This is a genomic window from Xanthomonas sp. 60 (assembly GCF_011761925.1).
In genome coordinates this window covers 192572-207033 of sequence record NZ_JAASQW010000004.1, presented here as the reverse complement: position 1 = coordinate 207033, position 14462 = coordinate 192572, and the positions used below count along the sequence as shown (strand labels likewise).

At 67.5% G+C, this 14462-nt stretch carries 16 protein-coding genes; 5 read left to right on the top strand and 11 right to left on the bottom strand.

All coding sequences use genetic code 11. From position 1 onward, the window contains the following. The 10 genes from FHY09_RS10710 to FHY09_RS10665 all read right to left on the bottom strand — a co-directional run bounded on the left by FHY09_RS10710 (position 1) and on the right by FHY09_RS10665 (position 6918). Positions 1 to 465, bottom strand: a complete 465-nt coding sequence (locus FHY09_RS10710; RefSeq protein WP_208407768.1) for a DUF6491 family protein — start codon at positions 463 to 465, stop codon at positions 1 to 3. Between the two features lie 78 nt (positions 466 to 543). Beyond that, positions 544 to 1257, bottom strand: coding sequence for a lipoprotein-releasing ABC transporter ATP-binding protein LolD (gene lolD / locus FHY09_RS10705; RefSeq protein WP_166926857.1), 714 nt, complete (start codon positions 1255 to 1257; stop codon positions 544 to 546). Continuing rightward, positions 1250 to 2491, bottom strand: coding sequence for a lipoprotein-releasing ABC transporter permease subunit (locus FHY09_RS10700; protein ID WP_166926856.1), 1242 nt, complete (start codon positions 2489 to 2491; stop codon positions 1250 to 1252). The genes lolD and FHY09_RS10700 overlap by 8 nt, the downstream gene beginning before the upstream one ends. Positions 2492 to 2514: 23 nt before the next feature. Continuing rightward, positions 2515 to 2964, bottom strand: a complete 450-nt coding sequence (locus FHY09_RS10695; protein WP_166926855.1) for a hypothetical protein — start codon at positions 2962 to 2964, stop codon at positions 2515 to 2517. Then, the gene (locus FHY09_RS10690; protein WP_166926854.1) at positions 2915 to 3163 is read right to left on the bottom strand and encodes an FAD assembly factor SdhE; all 249 of its coding nucleotides are present in this window, start codon (positions 3161 to 3163) and stop codon (positions 2915 to 2917) included. The genes FHY09_RS10695 and FHY09_RS10690 overlap by 50 nt, the downstream gene beginning before the upstream one ends. Positions 3164 to 3233: 70 nt before the next feature. Then, positions 3234 to 4019: a succinate dehydrogenase iron-sulfur subunit gene (locus FHY09_RS10685; RefSeq protein ID WP_166926853.1), complete on the bottom strand. Its 786-nt coding sequence runs from the start codon at positions 4017 to 4019 to the stop codon at positions 3234 to 3236. Between the two features lie 69 nt (positions 4020 to 4088). Continuing rightward, positions 4089 to 5879 (bottom strand): succinate dehydrogenase flavoprotein subunit, encoded by a 1791-nt coding sequence (gene sdhA / locus FHY09_RS10680; RefSeq protein ID WP_166926852.1) that lies wholly within the window; start codon positions 5877 to 5879, stop codon positions 4089 to 4091. A gap of 30 nt (positions 5880 to 5909) precedes the next feature. Next, positions 5910 to 6296 carry a succinate dehydrogenase, hydrophobic membrane anchor protein gene (gene sdhD / locus FHY09_RS10675; RefSeq protein ID WP_166926851.1) on the bottom strand — a complete coding sequence of 129 codons (387 nt, stop codon included), beginning with the start codon at positions 6294 to 6296 and terminating at the stop codon, positions 5910 to 5912. After that, the gene (sdhC, locus tag FHY09_RS10670; RefSeq protein WP_166926850.1) at positions 6293 to 6688 is read right to left on the bottom strand and encodes a succinate dehydrogenase, cytochrome b556 subunit; all 396 of its coding nucleotides are present in this window, start codon (positions 6686 to 6688) and stop codon (positions 6293 to 6295) included. Before sdhC ends, sdhD begins: the two co-directional genes overlap by 4 nt. Positions 6689 to 6744: 56 nt before the next feature. After that, on the bottom strand, positions 6745 to 6918 hold the full coding sequence (locus FHY09_RS10665) for a DUF1674 domain-containing protein (protein WP_166926849.1): 174 nt from the start codon (positions 6916 to 6918) through the stop codon (positions 6745 to 6747). Positions 6919 to 6957: 39 nt separating this feature from the next. Here FHY09_RS10665 and ygfZ point away from each other — a divergent pair, with 39 nt between their 5' ends. Further along, positions 6958 to 7845 (top strand): CAF17-like 4Fe-4S cluster assembly/insertion protein YgfZ, encoded by an 888-nt coding sequence (gene ygfZ, locus FHY09_RS10660; RefSeq protein WP_166926848.1) that lies wholly within the window; start codon positions 6958 to 6960, stop codon positions 7843 to 7845. A gap of 60 nt (positions 7846 to 7905) precedes the next feature. Here ygfZ and FHY09_RS10655 read toward each other — a convergent pair whose 3' ends face one another. Continuing rightward, entirely contained in the window at positions 7906 to 8988 is a 1083-nt protein-coding gene (locus tag FHY09_RS10655; protein WP_166926847.1) for a sn-glycerol-3-phosphate ABC transporter ATP-binding protein UgpC, read from the bottom strand. Between the two features lie 336 nt (positions 8989 to 9324). Between FHY09_RS10655 and zwf the strand changes: the two genes are divergently transcribed. Genes zwf through edd form a run of 4 tightly spaced genes read left to right on the top strand, consistent with a single transcriptional unit; the run spans position 9325 to position 14444 of the window. Further along, positions 9325 to 10761, top strand: a complete 1437-nt coding sequence (zwf, locus tag FHY09_RS10650; RefSeq protein WP_166926846.1) for a glucose-6-phosphate dehydrogenase — start codon at positions 9325 to 9327, stop codon at positions 10759 to 10761. Next, a complete protein-coding gene (gene glk, locus FHY09_RS10645) occupies positions 10758 to 11768 on the top strand; it encodes a glucokinase (RefSeq protein WP_166926845.1) in 1011 nt (336 codons plus the stop codon). Before zwf ends, glk begins: the two co-directional genes overlap by 4 nt. Next, on the top strand, positions 11768 to 12490 hold the full coding sequence (gene pgl, locus FHY09_RS10640) for a 6-phosphogluconolactonase (RefSeq protein ID WP_166926844.1): 723 nt from the start codon (positions 11768 to 11770) through the stop codon (positions 12488 to 12490). The genes glk and pgl overlap by 1 nt, the downstream gene beginning before the upstream one ends. A gap of 37 nt (positions 12491 to 12527) precedes the next feature. After that, entirely contained in the window at positions 12528 to 14444 is a 1917-nt protein-coding gene (gene edd / locus FHY09_RS10635; protein ID WP_166926843.1) for a phosphogluconate dehydratase, read from the top strand. The last annotated feature ends 18 nt before the right edge of the window (positions 14445 to 14462 follow it).

The following is a 14462-nucleotide window of genomic DNA, read 5'->3' as shown; positions in this document are numbered from 1 at the left end:
TCATGGTTCAGGCTGCGCGTCCGCCGGTGTCCGTTCCTGCGCATCGGCCTGACGCAGCGCCTGCTCCGAAGCGCGCAGCGCCTTGACGTCCAGGGGGCGGATGCTGCCGATCCGGCACGGCATCTGGATGCCCGGCCCGGCGTCGCGCACCCGTACCTCGTCAAAGCGCGCCGAAACCCGGCCGCCCTGGCTGGTCAGTCCGATCGCGGGGGTATAGGGCAGCTGCGGGCAGGCGCCGGCCAGCTCAAGCAGGTAGGCCTCACCCGGGCGCGTCCAGACCGCCAGGGCGGTTTCGCCAAGCTCGGTCCAGCCGTTGAGCCGGCCGGTGAAGCGCATGTCCTGCTGCGGCGCACCGGCGTGGGCGCGGTACAGCGCCAGGCGTTCTCCGGTACTGAGGCGGCCGGTGGCACAGCCGGCCAGCAGGGACGCACACAACAGCGAGGCAATCAGCACAGGACGCATCATCGGCTCCAGGGTGGCTGGGGAGGACCCGACCGCCACGGCGGCCGGCTCCGTCGCACCCAGTACAGCACAGGGGCGTGTCTAGACCTCGTCGCGCGCCAGTGCATGCAACCGGCCTTCACGCAGCTCCAGCACCCGGTCCAGCTTGCGTGCGAGGCTGCGATCGTGCGTCACCAGCACCAGGGACGTGTGGCGCGCACGGTTGAGGTCCAGCATCAGTTCGAACACGGTCGCGGCGGTGCGATCGTCCAGGTTGCCGGTCGGTTCGTCTCCCAGCACGCAGGCCGGCTGGTTCACCAGTGCACGCGCTACCGCGGCGCGCTGGCGCTCGCCCCCGGACAGCTCGCTCGGCTTGTGCTGCAGGCGGTGGCCCAGGCCGACCGACTCCAGCAGCTGCTTGGCCCGGTCGTTGGCCGCAGCCACCTCGCCGCCGCCCAGCAGCACCGGCATCATCACGTTCTCCAGCGCGGTGAACTCCGGCAGCAGGTGGTGGAACTGGTACACGAAGCCGAGCGCGCGGTTGCGCAGCTGGCCACGCGCGCCATCGGAGAGCGCGGACATGCGCTGTCCGGCAACGTACACCTCGCCTGCGCTCGGCACGTCCAGCCCGCCCAGCAGGTGCAGCAGCGTGCTCTTGCCGGCACCGGAGGCACCGATGATCGCCACCGTTTCGCCGGCATCCACCTGCAGGGACAAACCATCGAACACTGGCGTGCGCATGCGGCCCTCGGCGTAGGTCTTGCCCAGCGCCTCGGCGCGGATCACTTCCTGGCCCGGGGTGAGCATCTCATTCATAACGCAGGGCCTCCGCCGGCTGCGTGCGCGCTGCGCGCCAGGCCGGGTACAACGTGGCAAGGAAGCTCATCAGCAGGGCCACCAGCGTGATCACGATGATGTCCGCGGTCTGCATGTCGGTCGGCAGGCCGGTGATGTAGTACACGTCCTCCGGCAGCAGCTTGACGTTGAACACCGATTCGATCGCGCCCAGGATGCGCTCCAGGTTGAGCGTGAGGGTGATGCCGCCGATGACGCCGGCCAGCGTGCCGAACACACCGATCAGCGAGCCCTGCACCATGAACACTCCCATGACGCCGCGCGGGCTCAGGCCCAGCGTGCGCAGGATGGCGATGTCCGCCTGCTTGTCCGTGACCAGCATGACCTGCGAAGACACCAGGTTGAAGGCTCCCATGGCGATGATCAGCGAGAGCAGGATGCCCATCACCGTCTTCTCCATGCGCAGCGAGTGATAGAGATTGGCGTTCTGCTGGGTCCAGTCACTGACCCGGTACGCACCGCCGAGCCGCTCGGCCAGGCCCACGCCGACCTCCAGCGCCTGGTCCATGTCATGCAGCTTCAGCCGCACGCCGGTGGCCCCGTCGATGCGCAGCACGCGCTCGAGGTCCTGCATGTTGGCGAAGGCCACGCCACGGTCGATCTCGTTATAGCCGGCTTCGAAGATGCCGCTGACGGTGAAGCGCTTCATCCGCGGCACCGCGCCCATCGGCGTGCCCTGCACCTCGGCCAGCGTCACCACCACCTGGTCACCGACCCCCACGCCCAGCCAGATCGCCAGCTCGGAGCCGAGCAGCAGGTTGTAGCGCCCCGCCTCAAGGCTGTTGAACTCGCCTTTCTTCATCTTCTCGGCGATGACCGAGACCTTCGGTTCCATGGCCGGGTCGATGCCCTGCACGATCGCACCCTGCACGCGCGAGCCGCTGATCATGCCCTGGATCTCGATGTAGGGCGCCGCACCGGCCACGCGCGGGTCCTTGTAGGCGGTATCCACTGCCCGCTGCCAATCGCTCATCGGCTCGCCATCACGGCTGATCGTGGTGTGCGCGGACATCTGCAGCAGGCGGTCACGGATCTCCTTCTGGAAACCGCTCATCACCGCCAGCGTGGTGATCAGCACGGTGACACCCAGCGCGATGCCGAGGATCGACGCCATGGAGATGAAGGAGATGAAGCCGTTACGCCGTTTGGCACGCAGGTAGCGCAGGCCGATGGCCACAGGAATGGGTTTGAACATGCAGGTGCGCCGATGGAATCCGGCTATGGTGCCATCGTCGGGGCATTACGGGAAATCGCCCGCGCACGAACGGCCAGTCGCAGTTCACGTCGCTGCGCGGGCCGCAGCGTATCCGGCCAGAACAGCAGGCTGCCACCGCGCCCGGGGCCCGCCCAGCGCAGGTGCAGCCAGGCGCCTCGAACCTGCAGGGTGGGCGCCTCCAGTTCCTGCCCATCCAGCAGCAAGGGCCCGGGCAACGCCTGCAGCCACAGCAGCCGCGGCGCCCGGTACAGCTCACGTGCCAGCAGCAGGCCACCGCACACCCAGTAGATCAGCACGGCCGGCGGTCGCCATGCCTCGGGCAGGTCAGTGGCGGCGATCAGCCACGGCGCACCGGCCAGCACCAGCGCTTCGGCCAGCGCGCGTAGCCGCGAAGGACGCCACTCAAGCCTTGAGGGCGCGCATCTTGTCGAGCAGGGGGACGGCATGTGCATGCGGACAGGCCTCGTAGCCCATGAACCACCGCCACAACTTATCGTCCTCGCAGTCGAGCAGGAACAGGAAAACCTCGCGTTCGTCGTGCGGGGCATCGCCCCAGCACCGCGCCAGGTACGCCTCGAACAGCTGGTCGAGCTCGCGCATGCCGCGTCGGCAGCGCCAGTGCAGCTTCTTCAACAGTGTCGCTTCGTCCATCTCAGGTCCCGGATAGAACGACGCCGAGCAAGGCTCGGCGTCGTGGGTCGATCAGCGCAGCGTGGGCCGCTCAGGCGCGACGCGCCATCATCAGCTTCTTGATTTCGGCAATCGCCAGCGCCGGGTTCAGGCCCTTCGGGCAGGTCCGCGCGCAGTTCATGATGGTATGGCAGCGGTACAGCTTGAACGGGTCTTCCAGGTCGTCCAGGCGCGCACCGGTGTCCTCATCACGCGAGTCGATGATCCAGCGGTAGGCCTGCAGCAGGATCGCCGGACCCAGGTAACGCTCGCCGTTCCACCAGTAGCTCGGGCAGCTCGTGGAGCAGCATGCGCACAGGATGCACTCGTACAGGCCGTCGAGCTTGCGACGGTCTTCCGGCGACTGCAGCCGCTCACGGTCCGGCGGTGCGGGGGTCTGCGTACGGATCCACGGCTTGATCGAGGCGTACTGCGCGTAGAAGTGGGTCAGGTCGGGCACCAGATCCTTGACCACGCTCATGTGCGGCAGCGGGTAGATCGGCACTTCGGCCTTGTGGCAGTCGGCGATGGCGCGCGTGCACGCCAGCGTGTTGGTGCCATCGATGTTCATCGCGCACGAACCGCAGATACCCTCGCGGCATGAACGGCGGAACGCCAGCGTCGGATCGATCTCGTTCTTGATCTTGATCAGCGCGTCGAGCACCATCGGTCCGCACGCATCCAGGTCGATCTCGTACGTATCGGTACGCGGATTGCTGTCGTCGTCGGGGTTCCAGCGGTAGACCTTGAAGGTCCGCACGTTCTTGCCGCCGTTCTTGACGGGGAAGTGCTTGCCCTTGGTGATCTTGGAATTCTTGGGCAGGGAAAACTCGGCCATGGCTGCTCTCGTTGGCTCAGGCGGCCCGCGCCATCACGGCGCGGATTGCATGGTAGGCGGGGGTCGCGATCAGTACACGCGCGGCTTCGGCGGCACCACGTCAACCTCGTCGGTCAGCGTGTACATGTGCACCGGACGGTAATCGAAGCTGCACTTGCCCTTCTCGTCGACCTTGACCAGCGTGTGCTTGTGCCAGTTGACGTCGTCGCGATCCGGGAAGTCTTCGTGCGCGTGCGCACCGCGGCTTTCCTTGCGCTGCTCGGCCGAGTTGATGGTCGCCACCGCGTTGAGCAGCAGGTTGTTCAACTCGTAGGTCTCGATCAGGTCCGAGTTCCAGACCAGCGAACGGTCGCTGACCTTCACGTCCTGGAACGAATCGAAGATCCCGGCCATCTTTTCGCAGCCTTCCTTCAGCGTCTGGCTGGTGCGGAACACGGCCGCATCGGCCTGCATCGTCCGCTGCATGTTGTCGCGGATCACCGACGTCGGCGTATCGCCCTTGGCGTAGCGCAGTTTGTCGAGCAGGCCCAGTGCCTTGTCGCAGGCGTCGGACGGCAACGGCTTGTGCGCGGCACCCGGCTTGATCGTCTCGGCGCAGCGGTTGGCCACGGCACGACCGAAGACCACCAGGTCCAGCAGCGAATTGGAACCCAGGCGGTTGGCACCGTGCACCGAAACGCAGGCGGCCTCGCCGATGGCGTACAGGCCCGGGATCACGGCATCCGGGTTGTCGCCGTCGATGCGTACCACTTCACCGTGGAAGTTGGTCGGGATGCCGCCCATGTTGTAGTGGACCGTCGGGATGACCGGGATGGGCTGCTTGTGCACGTCCACGCCGGCGAAGATACGCGCGCTCTCTGCAATGCCCGGCAGCTTGTCGTCGATCACGCCCGGGCCAAGGTGGGTCAGGTCGAGCAGGATGTGGTCCTTGTGCTCGCCGACGCCGCGGCCTTCGCGGATTTCGACGGTCATCGAGCGCGCGACGACGTCACGCGATGCCAGATCCTTGTAGTGCGGCGCGTAGCGCTCCATGAAGCGCTCGCCGCTGCTGTTGCGCAGGATGCCACCTTCGCCACGCACGCCCTCGGTGATCAGGCAGCCGGCCCCGTAGATGCCGGTGGGGTGGAACTGCACGAACTCCATGTCCTGCATCGCGATGCCCGCGCGCATGGCCAGGCCACCGCCGTCACCGGTGCAGGTGTGGGCGGAGGTGGCGCTGAAGTAGGCCCGGCCGTAGCCGCCGGTGGCCAGCACCACGCCCTGTGCGCGGAACAGGTGCAGCGAGCCTTCGGCCATGTCGATGGCCAGCACGCCGCGGCAGGTACCGTCTTCGTCGAAGATCAGGTCCAGCGCGAAGTACTCGATCATGAAGCGCGCATCGTGCTTCAGCGACTGCTGGTACAGCGTGTGCAGCATCGCATGGCCGGTACGGTCGGCCGCCGCGCAGGTACGCTGCGCCGCCGGGCCCTCGCCGTACTTGGTGGTCATGCCACCGAACGGGCGCTGGTAGATCTTGCCCTCTTCGGTACGGCTGAACGGTACGCCGTAATGCTCGAGCTCGATGATCGCCGGGATCGCCTCGCGGCACATGTACTCGATGGCGTCCTGGTCACCCAGCCAGTCCGAGCCCTTGATCGTGTCGTAGAAGTGGTAGCGCCAGTCGTCCTCGCCCATGTTGGCCAGCGCAGCGGAGATGCCGCCCTGCGCTGCCACCGTGTGCGAACGGGTCGGGAAGACCTTGGTCAGGCAGACGGTCTGCAGGCCCTTGGCGGCCAGTCCGAAGGTCGCGCGCAGGCCGGCACCGCCGGCGCCCACCACGACCATGTCGTACTTGTGTTCGGTGATCTTGTAAGCGGACATCTGTTCTGGATTCCTGTCTTGTGCCTGGGCTCAGGCAACGCCAAGCGCGATGCGGGCGACGGCGAAAATACTGACGATCGCGCCGAGCACGGCAACGAAACGCACCGTGGTCTGCAGCGCCAGGGCCAACAGCGAATTGTGGACGTAGTCTTCGAGAACGACCTGCAGGCCGATCTGCGCATGCCAGAACATCGCCACCAGGAAGCCGACGATGAGAATGGCATTCCAGGGCTTGGCGACCGCTGCCGTGGCGGTCACGTAATCCGCACCGATCAGGCTCAGCAGGAACACCAGGAAATACAGGGCCAGCACGATCAGCGCGGTAGCGGTCAGGCGCTGCATCACGAAGTGTTCGGTGCCGGTCTTGGCGGCGCCCAGGCCGCGCACGTTCTTCAGCGGCGTGCGGTAACGGCTCATGCGGCACCTCCATTCATCAGCACATAGGTCCAGATCAGCGCGGTGATCACCAGCGAACCGATGACGGCCATCCAGCTGTTGCGCACGAAGGCCGGGATGCTCATCCCGAGCGCGAAATCCTGGCTCATGTGCCGGATGCCGTTGCAGAGGTGGTAACTGAAGGCCCAGCTCCAGCCGAACAGGTAAACCTTGCCGTACCAGGCGCCGGCGTGTTCAGTGAAACAGCTCCACGAGGCCGGGCCCATCATCAGGGCGAGCAGGCCGCCAGCGATGATCAGCGCGCCCACGGCGAGGACGATGCCGGTGGCGCGGTGCAGGATCGACCCGACCATCTGGATCTGCCAACGGTACACCTGGAGGTGCGGGGATAGGGGACGTTCTCTGCTGGCCATTCGCTGGGCTCGTTTTCTCGGCTGGGCGGCTGGATGCCGCGTTGGCTGATGCTGGATCAGAAATCGATGCAGCGACCGTTTTTTTCCCAATCCCCATACCGCACCGGATCAAGTCCACCACGGCCGCCATATTCCTTCGGCTCCACGGGCACACTTTCGGGCGCAGGCGCCTTCGGGTCCAGCGGGGCTTCAGTCACGGTATCGGGTTCGGGGGTTGTTTGGCCTATCATCAGGATTCTCGCAACGCACAAATTCTAGACCTCGTTCACGTGCCTGACAACCTTTATCCCGATTTTGTCTCATATGCGCAGTTGGCGGACCGTCAACTCGTGTCGCTCTCCGGCGCCGACGCGGTGACATTCGCGCACGCCCAGTTCTCCGCCGACGTGGTCGCGCTGGGCGATGGTCACTGGCAATGGAGCGCGTGGCTGAGCGCAAAGGGCCGCACGCTGGCGGTGTTCCAGCTGATCAGGATGTCTTCGCAGCACCTTCTCCTGCTGTTCGCCGACGGCGACGCCAATGAGATTGCGTCCCAGTTGCAGCGTTTCGTGTTTCGCCGCAAGGTCAGCATCACCGTGCGAACGGACCTGCGTGCGATCGGTGGATTCTGCGCACCTGCGCGCGCGCGGGGTGCGGTCATGGCGGGTACGCTGCCCGCCGACGGGGACGACGCCGCGTTCCTGGAACTGGACATCGGCAGTGGCGCCCTGCCCCGCACCCTGCGCATCGCCGCTGCAGGCGACCCCGGTGGTGCAGCGGGGGATGCGGCGTTCACCACCGCCTGGCGCGCGTCGGACCTGCGGTTCGGGCTGCCGCGACTTGTCCAGGGACAACGCGAACAGTGGACGCCGCAGCAGCTGGGGCTGGACCGCCTCAACGGCTACAGCGTGAAAAAGGGCTGTTATCCCGGGCAGGAGATCGTGGCGCGCACGCATTTCCTCGGCAAGGCGAAGCGGGGGGTGCAGCTGCTTGAACTGGACCGGCCCTGCGAGGCCGGCGCATCGGTGGAACAGGCCGGTGCCCCACTCGGGACCGTGGTGAGCACGGCCGGTACGCTGGCGCTGGCGGTCCTGCCGCTGGAGACCAGCGAAGCACCCGTGTCGGTGGACGGCCAGGACGCACGCCGTGTGCCGCTGCTGGATGGGCTGGGGCGCTGAGGCGCCGCTGACCCCGACGCTTCGGTCAGGCGGCGCAGCGGCGTCCGGCGTGGCGGCGGCCTACAGCCGCTCGCCGGTCTGGGCGTCGAAGAAGTGCAGCGCGTCCGGACGCACGGCCACCTTGAGCGTCTCTCCCACCGCCGGCAGCGCGCGCGGCGCCACGCGCATGGTCAACGCATGGGCCCCGCTGACCATGTTGACGAAGATTTCGTTGCCGACCGGTTCGATGCCCTCGATGCGCGCCTCGAACGCCTGATCGTCGCCCGGCTCGGCCGGCTGAAGATGCTCCGGCCGCACGCCGACCGCCACCGGACCCCCGAGCCAATCCGCATTGACCGTCGCCTGGCCGAGCGGCGCCTTCCAGCCTTCCGCTTCCACCCGCACGCCGGCCGCGCTGCCCTGCAGCGTGCCCCGCAGCACGTTCATGGCCGGGCTGCCCAGGAAGCCGGCCACGAACAGGTTGGCCGGGCGGTCATACAGCGCCATGGGCGTATCGATCTGCTGGATGATGCCGTCCTTGAGCACGACGATCCGCTGGCCCAGCGTCATCGCCTCGACCTGGTCATGGGTCACGTAGATCATCGTGGTGCCCAGCTTGCGGTGCAGCTGCGCGATTTCCGTGCGCACGCTGTGGCGCAGCTTCGCGTCCAGGTTGGACAGCGGCTCATCGAGCAGGAACACCGCCGGCTCGCGCACCAGGGCACGACCGAGCGCGACGCGCTGGCGCTGGCCACCGGACATCGCCTTGGGCAGCTTGTCCATCATGTCGGTCAGGCCCAGCGTCTGCGCGGCCTCGGCGATGCGGCGACTGATGGTTTCCTTGTCATGCCCGCGCAGCTTGAGGCCGAAGGCCAGGTTCTCGGCCACGGTCATGTGCGGATACAGCGCGTAGCTCTGGAACACCATGGCGATGTCGCGGTCCTTGGGCGCCACATCGTTGACCACGCGCTCGCCGATGGTCATCGTGCCGCCGCTGATTTCCTCCAGCCCGGCGATCATGCGCAGCAGCGTCGATTTGCCACAGCCGGAAGGCCCGACCAGCACCATCAGTTCGCCGTCGGCCACCTCGAAGGTCGCATCCTTCACCGCGACCTGGCCGTTGTCATAGACCTTGCGAACGCCCTGCAGCTGCACTTTTGCCATGTCACTCTTCCAGTCCGCCCGCACTCCGGGCCGTTGCATGTGGACTGCCTTCGGCCCTCCCGATGGCAGCGATTTTGCCTCAGTGCCGCATGACGGGCACCGATGCAATCGAATACAGTTGCGCATTCTGCCATGTAAACGTTTTCACGTGGCACTATCGAAAGGCGATACTTGTCATGTTTCCACTGCCACGATCATCAGGCTCGATCCGGAAAGTCCGCTTCCGGCGCCGGTCAGGTAGCCTTAGGCTGATGGACAGCACGACGTTCGGACCCTCCCTGGAACCCTGCCAGAAAGCGACTGACAACGATGTCACCCGGAACTGAAACCCGCGCAATGCACGATACCCTCTTCCTGTTCGGCGCCACGGGCGATCTGGCCCAGCGCTACCTCTTCCCTTCCCTCCTGCGCCTGCTGGGCGATGGCCTGTTGCCGGAAGATTTCCGCATCCGCGCACTCGCGCTTTCACCGCACGACACCGAGAGCTTCGCAGAGGTGCTGCGGCCACGCCTCCAGCAGGCCCATCCACTGGCCAGCGCCGAGGACATCGCCTCGCTCCTGCGCCGCATCGATTACCGATCGGTGGACCTGCGCGATCCGGCCTCGGTGGCCGCCGCGGTCTCCGACCTGGTCCATCGCCGGTGCGTGAGCTACCTTGCGATCCCGCCGGGCCTGTACATCTCCACCTGCGAGGGCCTGGCCGAAGGCGGCGCACTTGCCGCACCGCACCGCCTGATGCTGGAGAAGCCGATCGGCAGCGACAGTGACAGCGCCGAGCAGATCCTGCGCAGCGTCGCCCAGTGGATCGACGAAGACCGCGTGTTCCGCCTCGACCACTACCTGGGCAAGGCGGCCGTGCAGAACCTGCTCGCGCTGCGCTTCGGCAACACGCTGCTGGAAGCGGTGTGGAACCGGAACTACATCGAGTCGGTGCACATCCTGGTCTCCGAAAGCGAAGGCGTGGACGGCCGCGATGCCTACTACGCGCGCTCCGGCGCACTGCGCGACATGGTGCAGAGCCATATCCTCCAGCTGCTGTGCCTGGTGGCGATGGAGCCCCCGGCGTCGCTGGAAGCCGACCGCATCCGCGATGAGAAGGTCAAGGTGCTGCGTGCGCTGCGTCCGCTGGATTCCAAGAACGTGGCCCGTGACAGCATCCGCGGGCGTTATACCGCGGGCACGATCAACGGCCAGCCCGCACAGGCCTACCAGCCGCCGGAAGGCAGCGAGGTGGAGACCTTCGCCGGCGTCACCGCGCACATCGACAACTGGCGCTGGAGCGGCGTGCCGTTCCACCTGGTCACCGGCAAGCGCCTGCCCGAGCGCACCACCCGCGTGGTGGTGACGCTCAAGCCGGTCACCCACTGGCTGTTCGAGCGCCCCGCGCGCAGCCAGGCCACCCCCAACCGCCTGGTGTTCAAGCTGCAGCCGGAAGAAAACATCGAACTGGGCCTGATGAGCAGCCTGGCCGGCCCGGAATGGGGCGCGCTGGAACTGCACCCGCTGGAACTGGAATTGTCCGTGCCCACCGGCCTGCACCGCCGCATCGCCTACGAGCGCCTGTTCCTGGATGCCTTCAACGGCAACCATGCGCTGTTCGTGCGCGATGACGAAGTGCGTGCGGCATGGCACTGGATCGACAGCGTTGCCGATGCCTGGAAGGCCGCCGATCTGCCCCTGCAGCTGTACCCGGCCGGTCAGTGGGGTCCGGATGCGGCGGCGGGCTTCCTGCCCGACGATGTGAGCGTGGACACGCAGGAGGTGCAGTCTTGAGCGCGCGGCAGCAGCCGGTGCTGGTCGCCGACATCGGGGGAACCAACGCCCGCTTCGCCCTCGCTGATACGGGCCAGGCCTCGCCGCTCATCGATGCGAGCATCCGCGAATTCCCGGTCGTCGACTTCCCGTCCCTTGGCGATGCCGCCCGCCACTACCTGCAGGACGTCGCCGCTGAAGCCACGCGTGGCGTGTTCGCCGTCGCCGGCCGCGTGGACGGTGACGAAGCCCGCATCACCAACCATCCGTGGGTGATCTCGCGCAGTCGTACCGCCGCCATGCTCGGCTTCAGCGAACTGCACCTGATCAACGATTTCGCAGCGCAGGCCATGGCGATCTCGCTGTTGCAGCCGCAGGACGTGGTGCAGATCGGTGGTGCGCCGTGGCGTCCGCGCCTGCCCCATGCCGGCGCCAACTACGGGGTCATCGGCCCGGGCACCGGCCTGGGCGTGGGTGGGCTGGTGATCCGCCACGATCGCTGCTACCCGCTGGAAACCGAAGGCGGCCACGTGAGCTTCCCGCCGGGCACGCCGGAGGAAATCCGCATCCTGGAGATTCTCTCGGAAACGTTCGGACGCGTCTCCAACGAGCGCCTGATCTGTGGCCCGGGCCTGGTCAATATCCACCGTGCCGTGTGCGAGATGGCCGGCTTCGATCCCGGCCACCTGCAGCCCGCCGATGTCACCGCACGCGCGGCGCAGAACGATCCGCAGGCGATGCGCGCGGTGGATCTGTTCTGCGCGATCTTCGGCGCCATCGCCGGCGATCTGGTGCTGATCCAGGGCGCCTGGGACGGTGTGTTCCTGACCGGCGGCCTGGTGCCGCGCATGCTTGAATCGCTGCAGCATTCCGGCTTCCGCCAGCGTTTCGAACACAAGGGGCGCTTTTCTTCGATCATGGGCCGTGTTCCTTCGCTGGCCGTGATCCATCCCAATCCGGGTCTGCTCGGTGCCGCCGCCTATGCGGTGGATGCCGAGTGCGATACCCCCACAGGAGCCCTCGCCTGATGGCCGTTTCGTTCACCTCCGACCGCGTTGAATTCCACGCCCACCGCGAAGCCGATGCCTGGATCGAAGCGGTGGCCGCCGACATGGCCGCCCTGCTGCGCAGGGGCATCGCCGAGCACGGCCGCGCCCGCATGCTGCTCTCCGGCGGCGGTACGCCAGCCCCGGTCTACCAGGCGCTGGCCGAGCTGGACGTGCACTGGGACCGCGTGGAAGTCAGCCTCGCCGACGAGCGCTGGCTGTCTCCGCAGGACCGCGACAGCAACGCGCACCTGGTGCGGGAAAGTTTCCTGCAGCGCGCCGAGGGCGCACACTTCGACCCGCTGGTACGCATCGGCAAGCCGCTGGCGGAGTGCGTGTACACCGCCAACCTGCAGGCCCAGTACAGCCAGCCGCCGAGCGTGGTGGCCCTGGGCATGGGCAACGATGGCCACACCTGCTCGCTGTTCCCCGGCTCGCGCGATCTGCCGCGTGCGCTGGAAAGCACCCTGCCCTACGCGGCACTGGATGCCACCGGTTGCCCGGGCGCGAACCAGTGGCCACTGCGCATCACCCTGACCCCGCATGGCCTGCGCGCCTGCCGCCAACGCCTGCTGCTGCTGCGTGGCAGACAGAAGCTGGAAGTGCTGCAGCACGCGCTGGACAGCAACGACGTCAACCAGTACCCGATCCTCGCTGCCATCGACCAGCCCGGTCCGCGCCTGCGCGTGCACTGGGCCGATTGAACGCCCTCCTCCCGCCACCTCTTCAAGCTGGTAGCCCATGAGTCTGCATCCCCGCCTGCACGCCATCACCGAGCGCATCGTGCGCCGCAGTGCCCCTTCGCGCGCCGCCTATCTGGCCACGCTGGAGGCCGCCCTGCGCGATGGCCCCTTCCGCAGCCGCCTGAGCTGCGGCAACCTCGCCCACGGCTTCGCGGCCTGTGGTGGCACCGACAAGAGCCGGCTGCGCGGCGGCGTGACGCCCAACCTGGGCATCATCACCTCGTACAACGACATGCTCTCCGCGCATCAGCCGTTCGAGAGCTATCCCGAGCAGATCCGCCAGATCGCGCGCGAGCTCGGCGCCACCGCGCAGGTTGCCGGCGGCGTGCCGGCGATGTGCGATGGCGTGACCCAGGGCCGCGGCGGCATGGAACTGTCGCTGTTCTCGCGCGATGTCATCGCCCAGTCCACCGCGGTGGGGCTGAGCCATGACATGTTCGATGCAGCGCTCTATCTCGGGGTCTGCGACAAGATCGTGCCGGGCCTGCTGATCGGCGCGCTGGCCTTCGGCCACCTGCCCTCGATCTTCGTGCCGGCCGGCCCGATGACCCCCGGCATCCCGAACAAACAGAAGGCCGAAGTGCGCGAGCGCTACGCCGCCGGCGAAGCGACGCGGGAGGAGCTGCTGGAAGCCGAATCGGCGTCCTACCACGGTCCGGGCACCTGCACCTTCTACGGCACCGCCAACTCCAACCAGGTGCTGCTCGAAGCCATGGGCGTGCAGCTGCCGGGCGCCTCGTTCGTCAACCCGGACCAACCGCTGCGCGAGGCGCTCACCCGCCAGGCCACCGAGCGTGCGCTGGAGATGACCGCGCTGGGTGACGATTACCGTCCCCTCGGCAAGCTCATCGACGAGCGCGCGATCATCAACGCCGTCGTCGCGCTGATGGCCACCGGCGGCTCCACCAACCACACCATCCACTGGATCGCCGTGGCCCGCGCGGCAGGCATCGTGCTGACGTGGGATGACATGGACGAGCTGTCCCAGCTGATTCCGCTGCTCGCGCGCGTCTACCCCAACGGCGAGGCCGACGTGAACCGCTTCGCGGCGGCAGGCGGTCCGGCGTTCGTCTTCGGCGAACTGATCCGAGCCGGCCTGATGCACGGTGACATCGTCACTGTCGCGCGCGGCGGAATGGCCGACTATGCCCGCGAACCGCGCCTGCAGGACGGCCAGGTCAGCTGGGTGGACGGCATCACCCAGAGCGCCGACACCGACGTCGTGCGTGGTGTGGCCGATCCCTTCGAAGCCCAGGGCGGCCTGCGCCTGCTGCGCGGCAACCTGGGCCGCTCGCTGATCAAGCTGTCGGCAGTGAAGCCGCAGTACCGCACCATCGAGGCCCCGGCCGTGGTGGTGGACGCGCCGCAGGTGCTCAACAAGCTGCATGCCGCCGGCCTGCTGCCACAGGACTTCGTGGCCGTGGTGCGCTACCAGGGCCCGCGCGCGAACGGCATGCCCGAACTGCATTCACTGGCGCCGCTGCTGGGCCTGCTGCAGAACCAGGGACGGCGCGTGGCCCTGGTCACCGATGGCCGCCTGTCCGGCGCCTCCGGCAAGATCCCCGCCGCGATCCACATGACACCGGAAGCCGCGCGCGGCGGTCCGCTGGGCAAGCTGCGCGAGGGCGACATCATCCGCCTGGACGGCGAGGCCGGCACGCTGGAAGTACTGGTAGACGCGGCCGAGTGGGCCGCGCGCACCCACGCACCGAACACCGCGCCGGCCGCCAACGATCTCGGCCGCAACCTGTTTGCCGTCAATCGCCTGGTGGTCGGCCCGGCGGACCAGGGAGCGGTGTCGATCTCCTGCGGGCCGGCGGCCGCCGATGGCAGCGCATGGGACTACGACGCCGAATACGAGCTGGGTCATGACGCGGCCGCGGCCGAAGCGCCGCACGAGGCGAAGGACGCCTGAGCCGTCGCCCGGCGCCGG